General features: G+C 61.1%; 12 protein-coding genes and 1 pseudogene. 7 read left to right on the forward strand and 6 right to left on the reverse strand.

The annotated features are described in order from the left end of the window. Positions 1 to 61: 61 nt before the first annotated feature. Complete coding sequence (locus tag IC235_RS06165) at positions 62 to 601, forward strand: KdsC family phosphatase (protein ID WP_191004289.1); 540 nt, start codon at positions 62 to 64, stop codon at positions 599 to 601. 179 nt (positions 602 to 780) lie between these two features. Here IC235_RS06165 and IC235_RS06170 read toward each other — a convergent pair whose 3' ends face one another. Continuing rightward, positions 781 to 1,431 (reverse strand): LuxR C-terminal-related transcriptional regulator, encoded by a 651-nt coding sequence (locus IC235_RS06170; RefSeq protein ID WP_223847103.1) that lies wholly within the window; start codon positions 1,429 to 1,431, stop codon positions 781 to 783. Between the two features lie 262 nt (positions 1,432 to 1,693). Here IC235_RS06170 and IC235_RS06175 point away from each other — a divergent pair, with 262 nt between their 5' ends. Then, complete coding sequence (locus IC235_RS06175) at positions 1,694 to 2,356, forward strand: response regulator (RefSeq protein WP_191004291.1); 663 nt, start codon at positions 1,694 to 1,696, stop codon at positions 2,354 to 2,356. Between the two features lie 133 nt (positions 2,357 to 2,489). On the opposite strand, the gene IC235_RS06180 is transcribed toward IC235_RS06175, so the two are convergent. Next, positions 2,490 to 3,179: a DUF1345 domain-containing protein gene (locus IC235_RS06180; RefSeq protein ID WP_191004292.1), complete on the reverse strand. Its 690-nt coding sequence runs from the start codon at positions 3,177 to 3,179 to the stop codon at positions 2,490 to 2,492. A 103-nt stretch (positions 3,180 to 3,282) separates the two neighbouring features. On the opposite strand from IC235_RS06180, the gene IC235_RS06185 reads away from it, so the two are divergent. Together IC235_RS06185 and IC235_RS06190 are read left to right on the forward strand one after the other, a co-directional pair. Beyond that, positions 3,283 to 4,773 carry a nicotinate phosphoribosyltransferase gene (locus tag IC235_RS06185; protein WP_191004293.1) on the forward strand — a complete coding sequence of 497 codons (1,491 nt, stop codon included), beginning with the start codon at positions 3,283 to 3,285 and terminating at the stop codon, positions 4,771 to 4,773. A gap of 924 nt (positions 4,774 to 5,697) precedes the next feature. Next, on the forward strand, positions 5,698 to 7,191 hold the full coding sequence (locus IC235_RS06190) for a T9SS type A sorting domain-containing protein (RefSeq protein ID WP_191004294.1): 1,494 nt from the start codon (positions 5,698 to 5,700) through the stop codon (positions 7,189 to 7,191). 561 nt (positions 7,192 to 7,752) lie between these two features. On the opposite strand, the pseudogene IC235_RS06195 reads toward IC235_RS06190, so the two are convergent. Together IC235_RS06195 and IC235_RS06200 are read right to left on the reverse strand one after the other, a co-directional pair. Next, positions 7,753 to 8,184, reverse strand: a pseudogene (locus tag IC235_RS06195) (transposase); the annotation flags it as partial. 27 nt (positions 8,185 to 8,211) lie between these two features. Continuing rightward, complete coding sequence (locus IC235_RS06200) at positions 8,212 to 8,562, reverse strand: transposase (protein WP_191004296.1); 351 nt, start codon at positions 8,560 to 8,562, stop codon at positions 8,212 to 8,214. A gap of 1,625 nt (positions 8,563 to 10,187) precedes the next feature. Here IC235_RS06200 and IC235_RS06205 point away from each other — a divergent pair. The 3 genes from IC235_RS06205 (at position 10,188) to IC235_RS06215 (ending at position 15,878) form a co-directional block, all read left to right on the forward strand. Further along, on the forward strand, positions 10,188 to 10,913 hold the full coding sequence (locus IC235_RS06205) for a hypothetical protein (protein WP_191004297.1): 726 nt from the start codon (positions 10,188 to 10,190) through the stop codon (positions 10,911 to 10,913). Between the two features lie 694 nt (positions 10,914 to 11,607). Beyond that, positions 11,608 to 12,303, forward strand: coding sequence for a hypothetical protein (locus tag IC235_RS06210; protein ID WP_191004298.1), 696 nt, complete (start codon positions 11,608 to 11,610; stop codon positions 12,301 to 12,303). Between the two features lie 146 nt (positions 12,304 to 12,449). Continuing rightward, positions 12,450 to 15,878, forward strand: a complete 3,429-nt coding sequence (locus IC235_RS06215) for a hypothetical protein (protein WP_191004299.1) — start codon at positions 12,450 to 12,452, stop codon at positions 15,876 to 15,878. Between the two features lie 248 nt (positions 15,879 to 16,126). Here the strand turns inward: IC235_RS06215 and IC235_RS06220 are convergent, their stop codons facing one another. Further along, complete coding sequence (locus IC235_RS06220; protein ID WP_191004300.1) at positions 16,127 to 17,224, reverse strand: AIR synthase-related protein; 1,098 nt, start codon at positions 17,222 to 17,224, stop codon at positions 16,127 to 16,129. 197 nt (positions 17,225 to 17,421) lie between these two features. Continuing rightward, positions 17,422 to 18,924 (reverse strand): amidophosphoribosyltransferase, encoded by a 1,503-nt coding sequence (gene purF, locus IC235_RS06225; protein ID WP_191004301.1) that lies wholly within the window; start codon positions 18,922 to 18,924, stop codon positions 17,422 to 17,424.

Here is an 18,924-nt window from a genome sequence, read left to right on the forward strand (position 1 = left end):
CTAAAATAACGCCTGACGGCTTTTTTTGTCATCTTCCCCCTCTTCACTTTTTCTTGATTTTATGAAATTAGCTAATCTTGTCGCGCGGGCCTGCCGCATCCGCCTGGTACTCACCGATTGCGATGGAGTACTCACCGACGGCGGCGTATACTACTCCGAGCGCGGCGAGGAGATGAAACGCTTCAACATCCGCGACGGCATGGGCGTTATGCGCTTGCGCGAACACGGGATTGCCACCGGTATTATTACCGGCGAAGTGTCTCCTTCGGTGCGCACCCGGGCCGCCAAACTTCAAATTGAGGAGCTGCACTTGGGCATCAAGGACAAGCCGGCCTGCTTACAGGCTATTCTGGCGCGCACCGGCCTGACTGCCGAGGAGGTAGCCTTCATCGGCGACGATACCAACGACATCGGGATTCTGCGCCTGGTGGGCTTCGCGGCCTGCCCCGGCGATGCCACCTCTTTTGCCCGCGCCGAAGCGGATTTTGTTTGCCAGGCCCCCGGCGGCCACGGCTGCTTCCGCGAGCTAGCCGAGTTCATTATTGCCGCCCAGCTAAGCGATGGGGTCGGGACCGGAATAGGAGCGGAGATGGCTGGATAAGCGAGGAGAACGGTCGGGCCGAGCCCTGGCGGGTCGAACCGGGGAAGTGGCCACTCGCTTCACCCTCACGACTGGGGCAGTGCTCCGCGCGATGCTGCGCGCGGCCCGACCTGTTCTTCCTGACCGTTCTCTTAGCTCAGCCTGCCAACACCTCACTCGGTCTCATCCTCACTGCCTGGTTATTCCCGGAGCAGCCCCTGGCACGTGGCCAGCTTAATGAGGGCCGCCGTGTTGCGAGTCCGGGTTTTGTCCATGATGTTTTGGCGGTGGGTTTCGATGGTGCGCTTGCTGGTGAAGAGCTTCAGGGCGATTTCGGCGTTGGTCAGGCCCTCGGCCACCAGGCTCAGCACTTCCATCTCGCGCTTGCTTAACCCCAACGTGGTTCGGGTGGCATCGCCGTCGGCCGGGCTGTCGGCGTAGAACCGGCCCGCCAACGCCAGGCCGACGGCCGAGCACAGAAACGGCCGGCCCGCCGCCACCGTGCTCAACCCGTAAATGAGTTCCGTGAGCAGGGAGCTCTTCAGCAGGTAGCCGTGGATGCCCGAGTTGAAAGCGCGGGCTACGTAATGCCGGTTGGTGAGTTCGCCCCGGGCCAGCACGCGCAGCTGGGGATACTGCTCGCGTAGTGCCGGCAACAAGGCAAAAATGTCGGGCCCCGGCAGGTTTAGGTCGAGCACCAGCACGGCCGCGCTCGCCCTGGCCAGCTGATCCAGTAGTTCGTCACTGGTGCCGGCTTCGCTCACTATTTCGAAGCTCGTAGTAGCCCCGAGCCCAGTCCTCAACGCCGCCCGGGCAGGAGGATGGCCATCGGTTAAAAGCACGCGAATCATAGTGGGCAAGAGCAGTCCGAAATCAAGAAAATAATCAATTTCGCGGCGAGCAGGCCGAAGCATCGATTTTAAACAACCCGAAAATACACGCTCAGCTAGGCTCATTCAGAGGTTTTCGGCCAAAAGCCGTATAAATCCCTTCGTAAAACGGCCTTGGCCACTTTCAATCTGGTACAAATACGGAGCTGGGCTCCCTTAGGTCACCCAAACTAAACTTTGTGGTAGATCCTCCGTTTCGACAGTCTTAACCTTTCTTCTTGCTATGACCCGTATCCTACTTGCTGACGACCACACTATTTTGCGCGATGGTATTCGGGCGCTGCTTTCGGCCGATGCCGACTTGGATGTGGTAGGGGAAGCCAGCAACGGGGCCGAAGTGTTGGCCATCCTCGAAACGACCCCCGCCGACGTTGTTCTGATGGACGTGCAGATGCCCGTGCTCGATGGTTTCGCCACCATGCCCGAGCTCCGGAGCCGTTTTCCCGAAGTGCGCGTGCTTGTGCTCACCATGCTCGACCACGAGAATTACGTGGCCCGCATGCTCGAAGCCGGCGCCCTGGGCTACGTACTTAAGAACGCCGCCATCAGCGAAATCACCTACGCCATTCGCACCGTAGCGGCGGGCAACCCATTCTTATGCACCGAGATCGGCCTCAGCATGCTCTATAAAGCCGTGTCTCACCCCACGGGCCCGAGCATAACCACCGACGGCATGGCCATCAGCACGGGCTCCGACCTGACGGCCCGCGAGCTGGAAGTTCTCAAACTGATTGCCGAAGGCATGACCAACGGCGAGATCTCAGATAAGCTCTTCACCAGCAAGCGTACGATTGAAACCCACCGCCAAAACATCATTGCTAAAACTCAGGCCAAGAACACGGCGGCCCTTATCAAGCTCGCCGTAAGCCGCGGGTTAATATCTTAAGCGACTGATTTAGAGCTTAGAACTCAGAACCTAAAACTTAGAACTTAGAGCCTGGAATATTGTCCTTTTGTAGCTCGAATCTAGCTTTTTACTGCGGTCTAGGTTCTGAGTTCTAAGTTCTAAATTGTCAGACTCAAAGCAGGCCGGCCAGCGCGCTGATGCTGAGGGCCACGATGGCGGTATTGAAGCCGAACGAGATGATGGCGTGCAACAGGGCCGTGCGGCGCTGCCGCTTACTCGAAATAGTGACGTCGGCGGTTTGAGCGGCCATGCCAATGGTAAAGGCGAAATAGGCAAAGTCCAGGTAGTCGGGCTCCGGGTCGTTGCCGGGGAAGCCCAAGCCGCCGGTATCGGCGCCTTTCTCGTCGGAATCATAGAAGATGTGGGCGTAGCGCAGCGTGAACACGGTGTGTACCAACAACCAGGACTCGAGCACGGCCGCAACGCTCAACCCCACGTGCCGGACCCGCAGCCCGGGCGCGGTCGACTTGGTGGTGCCCAAGAGCGCTACCACGGCCAAAAGGCTGGCCAGGGCCGCTACGAGCACGAAGGCAAACGCCAGGGCGCGGCTGAAGTCTTCGCGGTTGGCCACCCGCCGAATGCTGCTCGCATCGGCCGTGAACACCGCGGCGCCGACCAGCAACAGCGAAACGGCAGCGTAAGTGTCCCAGGCTGCTACCCAACGGCTAATGGCGTCGAGCCCCGCCGGAGCCGCCGCCCACGCCACGGCGCCCAGTAAAATGCCGAGCAGCAGCCGGTAGGCGGAGCGTATTTGGCCCACGCGGCGGGCCAAACGAAAGAAGACGAAGGGTGAGGGTGGCATCAAGCGCAAAGTAAGCACTCCCCGAGCCGGGCCGTGGCCGGGTATTGCCGGTCCCGGCCTTTCCTTTGCGGGGCCAGGTCCTTTTGCCTGCGCTCCTTCGTCTATGAACTCAGCTCCGCTGTCCGGCCTTTACGCGCCTTCGCTGGCCCTCGTCACCGACCTCTATCAGCTCACGATGGCTTATGGCTACTGGCAACAGGGGCTGCAGGACCGCGAGGCCGTGTTTCACCTGTACTTCCGCAAAGCCCCGTTTCAGGGGGGCTACGCGGTAGCGGCCGGATTAGCCCTGGTGGTCGACTGGGTCGAAAACCTGCGCTTTTCGGATGACGACCTGGCGTATCTGGGTAGCCTGCGCGGCAGCCAGAACGGGGTCTTATTCCCGCCCGAGTTTCTGGAATACCTGCGGGGGCTCCGGTTCAGCTGCGACATTGATGCCGTACCCGAAGGCACCGTGGTGTTCGGCAACGAGCCGCTGCTTCGGGTGCGCGGGCCGCTGTTGCAGGCGCAGCTGCTCGAAACGGCCCTGCTCACGCTGGTCAACTTCCAAACCCTGATTACGACCAAGGCCGCCCGGATCCGCGAGGCCGTCGGCCCAACCGACCAGGTCCTGGAATTTGGCCTGCGCCGGGCCCAGGGTTTCGATGGCGGCCTGGGAGCCAGCCGCGCCGCCTACCTCGGCGGGGCCGATGCCACCAGCAACGTGCTGGCCGGGCAGCGCTACGGCATTCCCGTGCGCGGCACCCACGCCCACAGCTGGGTGATGTCGTTCGGTGATGAAATCAAGGCCTTTTCGGCGTACGCGCAAGCCTTCCCCGACGACTCGGTGTTTCTGGTTGACACCTACGACACTCTGGAAGGCGTGCGCCAGGCCATCCAGGTGGCCCGGGAGATGCGCGCCCGGGGCCACGAGCTGGCCGGCATCCGCCTCGACTCGGGCGACCTGGCCTACCTCAGCCGCGAGGCCCGGGCGGTGCTCGACGAAGCCGGCTTCACCGCGACGCGCATCGTGGCCAGCAACGACCTGGAAGAAAACCTCATTACCAGCCTCAAGCAGCAAGGGGCCCGAATCGACACCTGGGGCGTGGGCACGCAGCTCGTCACGGCCTATAACCAGGCGGCGCTGGGCGGGGTGTACAAATTAGCGGCCCTGCGCAAAGCCGACGACTCGGGCTGGGACTTCACCATCAAGCTCTCGGAGCAGGTAGCCAAAACCAGTATTCCCGGCATTCTGCAAGTGCGCCGCTACCTGAACGAGTACGGCAAGCCCCGCGCCGACATGCTCTACAACACGGCGGAGCCGCTGCCCGAGGCCATCACCCTCGTGGACCCGCTCGACCTCACCCGCCGTTTGGCCATCCGGCCCGAAACCACGTTCCGCGAGCTGCTGGAGCCGGTGTTCCGCCAGGGCCGGCGGGTGCTGGACTTGCCCTCGCTGGCCGCAAGCCGCGCCCACGCCCAGCGCGAAGTGCAAAGCCTGGACCCCAGCATCCGGCGCTTCCTCAACCCCCACTCCTACCCCGTGGGCCTGGAGAAAAGCCTCTACGACTACCGCACCCAGCTCATCCTGGACAAGCGCCCGGTGCGCGGGGCGTAAGGGAGTATTCGACCATTCGGTACCCGGCAGCTTGGCTCTGAGCCGACGAGGTTTTGCTTCCGCTTCCCCTTTTTCAGGATGGATAGGTTCATCTCCAATACGCCGGCCCTTCGAGCAGCCGGCGCAGCTTACGGACACCTGTTGCTTGTTGACGGAAGCCACATCTGCTTCGTCCGTTCCACCCCTGCCGACCCGACAAATACCGTATTCGGCCCGGTGCTGAAACTGACCTCGCCGCGTTCCTCCGGTGACAACTGCTGGCCGGTTTGCCGGGGCGATGCTGAATCGACCGCGCCTGCCAGCAGGTTGGGCGGCTCCGTAATCGACCCGAACCGTCCCGACCCTCCGCCACCCATTATGAATAACTCCGCTAGGTAAGGGCCACCACGGCTTCGGCTAAATTGAGAAAGGGCCTTAGAAGGTGGCTAACTACGAAGCCTTCCTCCACTTAGCCTGCGCCAATATCATCTAGCGACACTAACCCTTATTTTTCTGATAGGCTCTTAGCCCCTTTCTCGCTTCCGTGTCCTTGTTGGCTTGGCTCCTCTCTGCTGGAGCTTGGCGCCGGAAGCGAACCGGGGCGTACCCGGCAGGCTCCCATAGGGGTCTCGTGAGGTTTCTCGGCGGCGTTCTATACATTGATCTGAGAACTACTCTAAATACCAGAGGTACAGGCGTCAGCGCCACCAGCTGGTAGCATCTAGCACTCCCCAGCGGCGGCTCGCAACAAGCAGCGTCCAGAAGCTGGCAGCGGTAAAATTCAATAAAAATATGAAACATACAATAAAGAACAGAAGCAAATGGAAACACCATTCAACTATTTCTGTTTACCTTGAAACGAGCATTTGCGTTAGATCAACAAAGCCACCGCGCTCGCAATGGTACCGGGCTCGTCTTTTTACCATTCTCACCTCCTTGTTCTACATGAGAACATCTCCTATTCCTCATTATTATATTGTTCGCGGCGCTGCTTCGCATTGTTCGCGGCGCTGCTTCGCAGCGCTAATAGTCGGGCTGCTGCTTAACCTGGGCCTGAGCTGCTTTTCAGCGGCTCAGGCCCAGCCAGAGTTAAGCGTATTCATAACCACCACAGGCTCCGATGCAGATGCCCCCGTGGGCTCGGCCTGGGCCTGTGACATAGTCACATTATCATTTTTTATCACCAACACCGGCACCAGCACGGCCACCAATGTGGTAGCTACCCTTGCCCTACCCCCAAACCTGAACGTCTCGTTGATAACACGGACGGGGAATAATAGCGCCTCGTACAACCCCGTTACGGGGGTGGTGACGCTGTCCCCTCGTGCGACCCTGCCCAGCCTCTTCCAAGACGACTCAGGCCAAGCCAATGATCTCACGACCATCATCTTCACCATGCCCAACTCGAGCACGGCGGTGACCGCCTCCGGCAGCGTGAGCTCGACCCCGGCAGACCTCACTCCGGGCAACAACAGCTTCTCCTTCTCGACCCAGGTGGTAATTCCGACGGCGGATCTGCGCACGGCAGTCACGGGCCCGGCGTCGGCCGCGACCGGCACTACCGTCACCTACACGCACACGACTACCAATGGCGGCCCTCAAAGGGCCTACAACGTGGTGCCTACCCTGACGCTGGTGCCAGCCCCCGCTGCGGGCACGGTGTCGCTGCCCTCCGGGGCCACATACAACGCCAGCACCGGGGTGGTGACATTTGCGTCCACTGCCCGGCTAGACGCCGCCGCTGGCTCTAACATCTTGAGCAACAGCATTAGTTTTCCCATGTCCAGCGCGTTGGTGACGGTCACCAGCAACGTGGGCTCGTGCCTGAGGACCGACAACAACACCCCCAACAACAGCGCCAGCCGCACCACCCAGCGCCAGCCGCCTTTGCCCGTGGAGTTGAAGGCTTTCGAGGTCTCAGCTTTGGGCCGCGACGCGGTGCTGAACTGGACCACGGCCAGCGAGCTGCGCAACGAGCGCTTCGAGATCGAGCGGTCCTTCGACGCCCGCTCGTTTGAGGGCGTGGGCACCGAGCGGGGGCAGGGCAGCAGCACCCGCCCCACCGACTACCGCTTCATCGATGCTGGGGCCGGCCGTCAGGGGTACCCGCTCGTTTATTACCGCCTGCGGCAGGTCGACACTGACGGCACGGCCAGTTGGAGTCCGGTGCGGGTCGTGAAGTTCACCAGTTTCACTAAGGCTACCGTAGCGCTCCATCCCAACCCTGCCCCCGGCCACACCACCCTCGATCTGACGGACCTGTCGGCGGGGGCTTACCAGGTCTGGATTCTTGATCTGATGGGGCGTCAGGTGGGGGCCGATGTACTTGCCGCCCCCAGCGAGCATCCGCTTAACATCGAGCACCTACTGCCGGGCACCTACGTGGTGCGCGTGGTCGGCCAAAACGTGAACTTGGCCCTATCGCTGGTGCGCAACTAATCCGCGCTTCATCTGCCGGGCTAAAAAGCCTTTGGAAGCGTTCTCAGAGGCTTTTTAGCCCGGCAGATGAGCGCGTCGACTATGTGAGGCGTACAACCGCAGGCAGAATCGATCCGAATTCACTATTCTTGTTTAGTGGGCTTCTATCGCAGCCGTTTGCTCTAATGGTAAGTCATCCAAGACCTATTCCTGAGTACAGGAAGGTTATAGACCCAAAAGAAGAGAGGAAAAAGGTAAAATATATATATGTTTAACTATAGTGATTAATTTATCCTATGCCCTCTTAGAAGCTGTTTAAGCTAATTTTTATCAGTTTCTTGGAACTGTATTGCTGCCTTCTGGCGCGTTTGAAGGTCCCTTGAAAGGGAATCTAAGAAGCTGTTTAAGTTATTTCTCCCTACCGCGCTTAGACCGCTTTTTCAGCCTAGCAGTGCGCTGAAACAACGATTTAGGTTGCCTTCAAACGCGCCAACAGGCGGCAAAGGCATTGGCAAAACCTTGATTCGCAGCAAAAAATTAACTTAAACAGCCTCTTAGAGGGCATAGGATAATTCAAGGGCTCTATTTAGGAGGAGGTCCTTTGGCCAATCGGCGTATCATCAGCTGGCAGAAACAAGCTTTTATACTGGCCTCACTACTCAGCGGGTTGGTTTCATAGTCGCGGCCGGCCACGCGGCGGTACTTGCTGAGCCAGCCGAAGGAGCGCTCCACCACCCAGCGCCGGGGCAACCCGACAAAGCCTTTCGTGCTAGGCGGCTTGCTCACCCCCGCCACGCGCAGGCCGAGCGCGGTAGCCGCTGTGGCCCCGAGTGGTCCTTGGTAGCGGGCATCGGCCCACAGCAACTGCAAGTCGGGTGCGCGCGCCTTGGCTTCGGCCAGTACCGGAGCGGCCCCGACCGGGTCCTGTACGCTGGCTGCCTGTACGTGTACGGCCAGCGGCAGACCGAGCGTGTCCACGGCGATATGGCGCTTACGCCCCGCTACTTGCTTGCCCGCATCGTCGCCGTGGCAGCCCCCCTTTTACTGCCCGTGTTTACTGCCCGTGCGCACGGACTGCGTGTCAATGGCGCCCGCTGTCGGGTCGGCCTCGCGGCTTAACTGCCGCACCTGTCGGCGCAGTCCATGCAGGAGCTCGTCCCACGTGCCGTCCTCGCGCCAGGCCTCGAACTGCTGGTAGACCGTACGCCAGGGCGGCAAATCGTGCGGCAACAGGTGCCAGGCGCTACCAGCCCGTAGTTGGTAAAAAATGGCGTTGAGCAGTTCGCGCTTGCTATGCAGCGGCGGCCGGCCGTAGCCGCTGGTGCGCACATAGGGTTCGACTAGCCCCCATTCCGTATCCGTTAAATCAGTGGCATATGCTCTCCGTGACATCCATCAAAACTACATAGCGCTTTTATTTCCCTACTCCCTCTTAGAACCAAGAAATTTGGTTGTTGATCCTAATGCTGAGGTTATTCATCCAAACGGGTGTGGCCGTCTTTAGGAAAGCAGATACTCCCTGGGCAACTTTGCCGCAAAGCTTGAGCTTAGCCAAGCCCTGACAGCCTTTTCTTTTCGAATTTTATATATATGACTAGTATGGTTTTGTTCTAATTCCGGCTGCTAAGCACAACCTCCACAGCCGAAGCTACCGCGGCTGCCCCGGGGTGCCGGCTGGGGAAGTGTTGGCCTAGCTGAATTTGCCGGTTACCGAGCCCCTCTGGTGGGGCAGGCCACGAACCTGAGTCCGGCGGCCCCAGCATCGACCAAGGATCTTACACCCGTGACGACCTGCTCGTTAACGCCATGGCCACCACCCGGATAGGGAAATAACTTTCCGCGGCGAAAGACTATTCCTAATCAGAGGACCCATCCATCGGGGAGCGCGGTCATCTGCCGTCGGGTGAGGGGTGCTCCAACCAACATGGCGGCTGATCGCCACTTCATAGATCAGCAGGATACCTGCTCGTAAGGACAGGCTTTAGAAGCTGTTTAAGTTATTTCTTCTTCCGGCGCTTAGCCCCCCTTTTCAGCCTAGCCGTGCGCTGAAACAACGATTCAGCTTGCCGTCAAACGCGCCAAAAGGTGGTAAATGCAGTTGTAAGAATCTGAGTGGCAGCAAAACATTAACTTAAACAGCTTCTTAACCACGGTTTACACGACCACCACGCCCCCAGGCCGCTCTGGCTCCATCCTACGGCCCCGGGCTGAGGCGCTCGACCTTATCATAAAAGGATTAGGACGCGCACTCCTTCACTATCGCATTGATAATCCTCTTAATGGACTGAGTAAACCAGTGCCTCAACCGGATAATTGATAATTCGCACTTACTCATCTCCTGCCGGTCTGCCCCCTGGCAGGTCCATCACTAGCCCAGGCCTCACTAACTAATGAAAACACCTGCCTTCCCCCTTCGCCAAGGCTTATGCCCACTACCGGCGCTATTACTGCTCCTACTTGCCCATTGGCCGAGCGGGGCCCAACAACTACCTCGCCGGCCGACCCGCTCGGCCGGGGCTGTTCTACCAGGTTCCTCCGAGTCGCGGGCCTCGCCCGCACAAGCTGTCGCGGGCAACGCTCCGGCCAACATAACTACCCCCGAGTTCCGAAAAGATCCGCTATTTAGGAATCCCTCCTTTGACGTACTGACCTCACCCGTACTCTTCGGTAGCACCCCTTATTGGATTGCATGTCCTAACAACTATCAAGTATTGCCTAACATCACTGGAGCATCCAATGCCTATGGCAGCAACATCGCGCCCGCGGATGGAAACGCCTATGTCGGACTTGAAACTAGTGGTGGTATTGAGCATGGCTCCGCGCAAGAATTACTCATGCCGCTGAAAGCAGGCGTTACTTATACTTTTTTAATTGATGTTGCCTATGGCCTCGAGTATGTCAAAAATTCCCACCTTCCTAATGCTTGGCCTCAGGTTCCCATCACTTTAGAGATCAGGGATGGCTCGGGAAGGTGGTGCGTCTATCCCTCCCCTCCCTTGTGGCGTAAACTCATTCCAATGGACCGTACCACCTGGCAAACCGATACGGTAACCATCACGCCCAAGGTCGATATCGCCCGCTTGGCATTTGTGGCGACTGGCTCTACTGGTTCTCCTAATTATACGCGGGGCGCGTTGCTACTCGACAACCTGCGGACGTTAACAGGCTTGGTGCTGCGGAAAGCCGACAGCACAGCCCAGCCAGCCGACAAGCCCTTCCGCTTGCTCTGGCAACCCATCCTCACCACGGGCGACCTGGACAGCCTGGCTCAACCTCAGCCGCGCGGCATGGTGCGCACCTTCCAGGGCGGGCGGGTGCCCCTGCCCCCGGCACTACAGGTGACCGACGCCAAGGGTTTTTACTTCTACCAGGAAGCCACTCCCGCCGCGGGGCAGGACACCTTGTACTACGGCCTATACGTGCGCAACAAAGCCCTGCCTAACGGGGCCAAGGACGATACGCTACGTCACCTCTACCAGTGCCGCCGAACCTTCGGCTCGCAGACCGGCCTGCTCACCGACTCGCTCGCCCCGCTGGCCTTCCGTGGCCCAGCGGCCCCCGCCGCCGGGGGGGCGAGCCGAGGACCCACGGCGCCCCAGCGGCGGCCGGCTCCCCTGGCTGAGCCGCGGCCTGGCCTGCGTACCCCGCGGCAGCGGGGGCGGCAACCCCTTAATTCCCTCCGCCAGCGGCTCCGTGGGTTAAGCCCCCAGAGCTTCCAGGGCTCGCTTGCCCGGCGCCACTAAGAAGTGTTATGCGTGCCTCCGTTCTCCTTTTCTCTCCTTTCTACAGCCGATGAAAATACGACCACTACCCTTCGCTCGCGGCTCGCGGCTGCTGCTCTTATTGGCTTACTTTCCTAGCGGAGCCCAACAATTACCGCCTAAACCGGCCCGCCCAACGGGGGCTGCTGCCCTAACAAGTTCACCGGCGGCCAGGGTATCTCCCGTACGGACCCCTACCCGCAACGCCCAGGCCCGGACAACCACTCCAGAAATTCGAAAAGATTTAATATTCACTAATCCTTCCTTCGAGGGAGTCACTCCACCCGTAATGGGTAGGACTGGCCTCACCGACTGGAGCACGTGTGATTGGTATAATGCTGATTTAATGCCTAACACCGCTAGACTACCTGGTGGTGGCTACAGTAACCCTAACTACGGTAGTCGTCTCGTGCCTGCGGATGGAGAGGCTTATTTAGGGATCTTGTCTGCTGGTGGTGCATCTTACACTGTTGGACAACAATTACGCGTGCCACTCAAAGCCGGCATAACTTATACCTTCTTAATCGATGTAGCCTATGCGCCCAACTATGAGCCAGGTGATCCACGGATAAATGTACAATTTGACAATGTTCCCGTCTCTTTACGCCTTAATGGAGATCAATTTGGGTATTCAAAAGCGTGCGCTCGCACTCAACTATGGAGTAAACTCATTCCGATGTCTCGCACGAGCTGGCAAACCGATACCGTAACATTCACCCCCACAACCAACATCACCCACTTATCATTTTGGGTTACTGGTTCTACCGGCTATTATACAAACAGCAATGTAGTTACACAGGGCACGCTGCTGATTGATAACCTGCGCACATTGACGGGCATCGTGCTCAAGAAAGCAGATGGTACAGCGCAGGCAGCGGGCAAGGCCTTCCGCCTGCTCTGGCAACCCATCCTCACCGTCGGCGACCTCGACAGCCTGGCCCCCCGGCCCCAGCTGCGCGGCACAGTGAGCACCTTCCGGGGTGGGCGCGTGCCGTTGCCCCCGGCCCTGCAGGTGACTGACGCCAAGGGCTTCTACTTCTTCCAGGAAGCGGCCCCTGCCGCCGGGCAGGACACCCTGTACTATGGCCTGTACATCCGCAATAAACCGCTGGCCAATGGGGCCAAAGACGATACCCTGCGTCACCTCTACCAGTGCCGCCGCACCTTCGGCTCCCAGGCCGGCCTGCTCGCCGATTCGCTCGCCCCGCTGGGCATTAGCAGCCCGCGCGCGGCCCGGGCTTACAGAGCAGCTCTGAAGCTTCCCGCGGCAGCCCCGGCTTCGGCGCCCCGCCGCCCGGACGGGCCGATTCCACAGAATTCCGGCCGCCCCCTGACTCCCCGGCCGCGCCCTCGCCTCCACGCCCGATGGTAGCGGAGACCATCACCACCCTTCCTTCTTTCCCACCACCAGCGGCCAGAGCGCCCGCTCAACGCAGGGCACCCGCGGCTTGCGCCGACCGGGGCCGCGGTTAGGCCCGGTTCTGCTTTCCTCCATTTTCCTCCATTCTTCCTACCCCCATGACGACAAGACGAGTACCTTTTGCCCATGGCTGGCGGCTGCTATTAGCCGCGCTGCTACTGCTGGCCTACCTGCCCGGCTGGGCCCAACCCGTACCGATTCGCAGCCTGCGCGAGCTGCCGCTACCCAAAGAGCTGCGTTTAGCTTCACGCCCGGCCCCGCAGGCCGTGCTGGCCCCTTACGAACAGTTCACTGGCGGCTCGCTTACCGACTTCCAGGGCAACGGCCTGGCCTTTACCCCCAGCGGCAGTTGGCGCATCACCAACGGCCAGGCCACCACCGGGACCTACCAGCCCGACCAACTCGCCGAGCTCGTCAGTGAGCCCTTCCGCCTCGACACGGCCCTCCGCGACCACGCCAACGCCCTGATGGGCTTTGCGCTCTACTTCGACGAACGCTACGAGCTCGAGACCGGCCACGACTACGGCTCGGTGTACCTGCAATACCAGTTGCCCGACCAGAGCTGGAGCGCGTGGACTTTGCTGAGCCAGCGCACGGGCCTGAGTCCGCGTACGCGCATCACCTACTTGAGCCTGCGTGACCCGGCCCTCTGGCACCGGCAGGTGCGGGTCAAGTTCAGCCTGCAAAGCGACTGTGCCACTCAGTTCGAGGGCTGGAGCCTCGACAACGTCACCCTGCGCCAGATCGTGACTACCCCCGAGATCCGCACCGCCCTGGTACCCCTGCCCGTGGCCCCCCCGATGGCCCCGCCGATGGTGCCCTTCGTGCCTTACCGCCCCGGGGGGCTGAACCTGCGCACGCCCATCAATGGGCTTCAACGCCTGTTCGTGCCCGCTTTGGACCGGCTGCTGGAAAACCCCTGCCGGCTGGACGTGACGTATGTGATTAATGGGTCCCACATCCTCTACAACTCGATCGTGCAGGACTTGCCCCAACTGGTCAACAACAACCTCGACGAGCTGGCCCAGTTGCTGCAAGAAGCCCGGCAGACCTCCTGCAAGCGCGTGCGGGTGCTCGTGGCTGGCGGTCAGCAAAGCAACCAATCCACCGGCGAGCCCTACAACTACTACCTGGTTGGGGCCGGCCAGGCGGGCTCGAATCAGCACGCCAATCTGCAGCAAACCGATCTGGCTGACCTCAAGCAAAAGGTCTTGGCCAAGCTGGCTACCAAAAACGAGCAAAACACGATCCCGCCCCAAAACGGGGCCTTCATCCTACGCGGGTACCTGGACACCTACTTCGCGGCCGCGCCTGAGCCGGGGGTCAAGCGCGTGGTGGTAATAGTTAACAACTCCGACGAGTTCGAGAACTTCGACTTCACCCACGGTCCCCGCGTGACGGCCCAGCAGTTGCGGGCCCAATTGCAGGCCAAGGGCGTGACGCTGATCGTCAACACTCCGCCCCAGCTGGCGAATCGGTTCGGTCCGGGCGTGCTCCAGCAGGCGGCGGCGCAGAACTACCAGGATCGCGATCCAAAATACATGCTCCTGGACCTGGCCGCCGCCGGCGCCTGCACCCCCCAGGATGAGACTTGCCAGGACCCGGGGCTCGTTATCAAACTTTTTGGCACGACGACCCCGCAGGATGACAACCTGAACGTTGGGGGCATCCTGCCCGGGGTGGTGCAGGTGCGCAACCCGCGTGGCGAGCTTGAGCTCAGCAGCCCCGACAACAACCTCTTGCTGAGCACCAAGATTCTGGATAACGGCGAGCTGGACAACCCGCAAGCCACGCTGCGCGTGCCGCTTACTGCGACTGATACGCTTACCCGCTTCTATGTGACGCCGGCCAAAGAGAGCTACACGTTCGACCCGCAGCACAACTACAAGGCCGACTTGGTGGCCAAGGTCTACGAAAGCGCCCGCGCGGCCCAGCGCCCGGCCGCCACAATGCGCCCCTCGGCCGCGACCACAACCTCCACGACCACGCCCACCAACGTGAATACACCCTCGGGGGGCAACGTTGTGGCGTCGGGCACCCAAGCCGTCGCCATCACCGATGAGCTCGTGTTATATCGCGGCGTCAACGCCCTCTCCAGCCTGTACGCCGAAGCCCAGCAAGGCCGCGTCACGGCCAGCGGCTGGGGGCGGGAAGGCGCCCACGCCAGCCCGCTCCGCCACCATATCACGGGCACCAACTTCAGTATCTTTACGTCCTGGTCACTGGCGTACCCCGTCGCGGCCAAGTTTGCCATCAAGCCCTTCTTTGTGCCAGTGGGCCAACCAACTAAGGAGGAGGGAGCCATCCTGCAGCTCCGAATAGACCCAGCCCAGACGGTCAAATCGCCCAACATCGTCATCAACGAACAGGAGGTGCTTGTCATTGGCCCCATCGAGACCAAGAACATCGAATTAGTCAAGCGCACGGATTATTTCAACGACCCGACCAACTATAGCTTAGACAATGACGGCAAGCGAAAGGCCATGGCCCGGCTGCGGAGCATTTTTCACGGGAACCAATGGCCGGGTATGCCCGCCGTCGCCGCTCAGCCCTGCTGGTTCGTGGGCGAACGGTGGGGCGACCTGCTGCGCAACCAAGGCGGCATCGAAGTCTACCTGGTCACGGGCGGGGTCGAGACGCCACTGCTGAACGGGGGAGTCAACAACTGGTCGACTGACGCGACGGGTCTGCTCTCCCTCAACCTGGGCCGGCCCTTAACAGTCGCCGAGCGGGTGAAAATACGCGCCACCTACCAGAACCACCGCTTCGAGGGCACAAGCACGGCCCGGCACCCCGTCATCTACCTCAACAACAACCCCAGCAACCTGGTCATCCAACACAACTCGCCGAACTCCCCCCTGGTGGAGAACCACCCGATACCGAATGGGATAAACCGGACCTTTGAGCTTGGCGCGCGGGTTGAACAGAGTGAGGTGGATGTGAACGGCAACCGCTTCTCCATCGATCCGCTTGGTCCCGACCCCGTCGAGGCCGAGTTGGAGCGGGTCGAATTCCTGCTCGATGGCACCCCCATCCCGCTGTGGACCGGCATTGCTCCCGAACGGCAGAACGACCCGCTCAACTTGGGCTTTTACACCAAGTGGACGCCGACGGAAAACCGGACGTACGTGTTCAAGCCACGGGCATACTTAAAGGATGGCACGATGATCGAGGACCACAAGCCGCTCAACATCCATGTCGGCGCGCCGCTCAGCCCGCGCAGCAGCGCGCCACTCAGTGCCGCCGCTGGACAGATCCGCTCAGATAACTCCGTGGCGGTTTACCCCAACCCCTTTCAGGAGACGTTTACCCTTGCGTATGACCTGCCGCAGGCCGACGAGGTGAGCGTATTGCTGCAACCCCTGACGGGTGGCCGGGCCCAGCCGCTGTTAACGGACAAAAAGCAGCCCGCGGGCCGACAGCAGTTCACCGTACGCAGCGGAGGCGTGGCCGCGGGCCTGTACCTGCTCATCGTGCGCGGCAAGCACGGCTATGAGCAACGCCAAAAGCTTATCAAGCTACCGTAACGAGGTACCTCTGGCAGCCGGCGGTTCAACCCGGACCTTCCCCGGTATTGGAAAAAATAGGTAGGCTTCGGTTCAGACGGACGTAGCGCGGAATCTCCGCCTATGCCCATCTGAACCGAAGCCTACTTATTTGGTCGGCTCGGCCCCGCGTGCCTGCTCTCGTCTTTAGGCTAGTCGGTCGTCCCAAAACGGAGAGGCTCATCCGGGCCACAAATCCGGCAGTACTTGAGCTGCCGCGGAAATGAGTCCTACTCGTAGCGCAGCTCTCCCGACTCCACCCGCAGCGTCACGCCGCGCGCAGCCGTAAGGTGGCCGGCAACCTGCGCCACATAGCCGCTGGCTTGCAGCGAGGCTACCACCGCCGCGGCGCTGGCTTCTTCGGTCACGAGCAGCATACCGGTGCCCATGTTCCAGTAGAGGTAAGCCGTTTCGGGGCTGAGTCCGCCGATTTCGCAGAGGCGCTGCATGGCGGGCAGAGGGGCGAACAAATTGTCGAGTACCGCGCCGAGGCCGTTTTTGAGCACGCGCTGGAAATTGTCGGCCACGCCGCCCCCAGTGATGTGGGCAGCCCCGTGCAAGGGCAGGCCGGCGTCGAGCAGGGCGGCCACCCCGGGCGAGTAGATGAGCGAGGGCGCCAGCAGGGCCTCGCCCCAGGTGGCGTACTGGTCGGCATCGGCCCCGTCGTAGGGGGCTTCGTGCCAGTTGTCGCCAAGTACTTTTTGCAGGGTTTTACGGGCCAGCGAGTACCCATTGGAGCGAAACGAGGGCGACTGCAGGGCCACTACCGCCATACCGGCCTCGGCGGTGTGCCCGCTCAGGGGGCGCGCCAGGCTCGGGTGCAGGCTGCCAATGGCCGTCGAGCACCAGTTGAAGTTCATAGCCGCGCCCGGCCAGCCGCCGATGCGGTTGCCGAGCTCCGCGATTTCACCCCCCGTGATGGCAATTTGGGCGAAGTTGCAGGCATCGTGCAGGCCGCGCATCAGCTGGTCGACCACTCCGTAGTCGAGGTGGTTCACGTCGATGATGTTGGAAAGGTTGGTGGGCACGAAGCCGGCCACGATGAGGTCGTCGGCCGTCATGGCCACGAGGTCGAAGCCGAGGGTATCGTAGCGGCCCACGCGCTCGGCTACTTCGATTTTGGTGCCGATGCCGTCGGAGCTGATGCCGAGGCGGGCATTGCCGAAGCGAATTTCGTTGGCGAAACCGCCGTCGAGGTCCTGGGCGGCTTCGCCGGGCTTACCGGCGCGGTTGGCGAAGGTCTTTTTGGCCCAGCCGTAGGCGTTGCGGGAAGCGGCGTTGCCGGCTTCGATGGAGTAGCCAGCGGGGTTTTCGGGGGAAGCGGACATGGGGAGTGAGTTGAACGCAACGCCCCTCCCTGGAAAGGAGGGGATGTTCAAGCTAATAGCTCGAACGGAGGTGGGTTGATTCGTTGAACGAGGTTAGAACGACTAAAACAATGGCCCCAAACGGCGCGGACGGCTTCAACCATTCCTCGCTTAGTGCCACTTCCTTGCCCCTTCTGGGGCAGGGAAGTATCGTTTCCTTAGTGTTCCGTTGGAGCGGGGGCCTTAGCGCTTACCGACCGGCTGTTTTTGCTTTTCCCGGAGCGGTGGCTGGCCCGCTCCTCCTGCACGTGGCGCAGGTAGTGGGTTACGTCGCCAGTGGGGTACTTGCCCGAGAAGCAGGCAAAGCAGCTGCCGCCGTGGCCCTTCTCTGCTGAAAACAACTCCTGCAAGTCTTCCAGGTCCTGGTAGATTACCCGGTCGGCTTCGATGTAGCGGCAGATTTCGTCTTCGGAATAGTTGGCCGCGATGAGCTCGGTGCTCATGGCCATGTCGATGCCGTAGATGCAGGGCGACACGATGGGCGGGGCGCTGGAGATGAAGTAGACTTCGGCCGCCCCGGCGTCGCGCAGCAGGCGCACGATGCGGCGCGAGGTGGTGCCGCGCACGATGCTGTCGTCGACCACGGCCACCTTCTTGCCTTCGACGAACTCGCGGATGGGATTGAGCTTTTTCTTCACCACGTCTTCGCGCCCGGCCTGCGTAGCCACGATGAACGAGCGGCCCATGTGGTTGTTTTTCACCAGGGCCCGCCGGTAGGGCACCCCAATGGCCTCGGCCAGCCCCGAAGCCGCGAAGTAGCCGGAGGAAGGCACGTCAATCACCATATCGGGGCGGAGGCCGGCGTCGGCCACTTTGCGGGCCAGGCGCTTGCCGAGGCGCACCCGCTCGCGAGCTACCAGGCGGCCGTGAATGGTGGAGTCTTCGCGGGCAAAATAGATTTGTTCGAACGCGCAAAAGGCCTTGGGCAACTCGTGCGGGTTTTTGTAGTGGACCTCAAAGTTGTTGTCGATGAAGATGGCCTGGCCGGGGCCCACGTTTTTCACGAATTCAAAGTCCAGGAAATCAAAGCAGGTGCTTTCCGAAGCGAATGCGTACACGGGCCCGGCGGCCGTGTCGCGGCGCCCCATCACCAGCGGCCGGATGCCGAGCGGGTCGGTGAAGGCCAGCAGGCCGTGCCCGGCGATGAGGGTGATGGTAGCGTAGGCGCCCTCGACCAGCTCCTGAGTGGTTTCGACGGCGTCGAAAATGTCGACGACCGAAAGGTTGTCGAGGTTTTTCACGCGCAGCTCCGAGGCGAAGGTGTACATGATCAGCTCCAGGTCGTTCGTGGTTTTGGGCAGCACGTGGTACTTGTCGTGCAGGCGCCGGGCCACGTCGCGGAAGTTGATGACGTTGCCATTGTGCACCATGGCCAGGCCGAAGGGGTAGCTGGTGGTGAACGGCTGGGCCAGGTCCGAGTCGTTGGCTCCCTGCGTGGTGTAACGCACGTGGCCGATGCCACTGTTGCCCCTGAGCTTCTTCAGGTGCTTGGGCTTGAACACGTCGTTCACCAGGCCCTGGCCCTTGTGGAGGCGAAACGACAACCCGTCGAACGTGGCAATGCCGGCCGCGTCCTGGCCCCGGTGCTGGAGGGCGGTCAGGCCCACCACCATGTCGGCAACCACATCAGCGGGACCGTGAAAACCTACTATTCCGCACAT

Origin of the sequence: Hymenobacter montanus (assembly GCF_014699115.1) — a bacterium.
GTDB classification, from domain to species: Bacteria; Bacteroidota; Bacteroidia; order Cytophagales; family Hymenobacteraceae; genus Hymenobacter; species Hymenobacter montanus.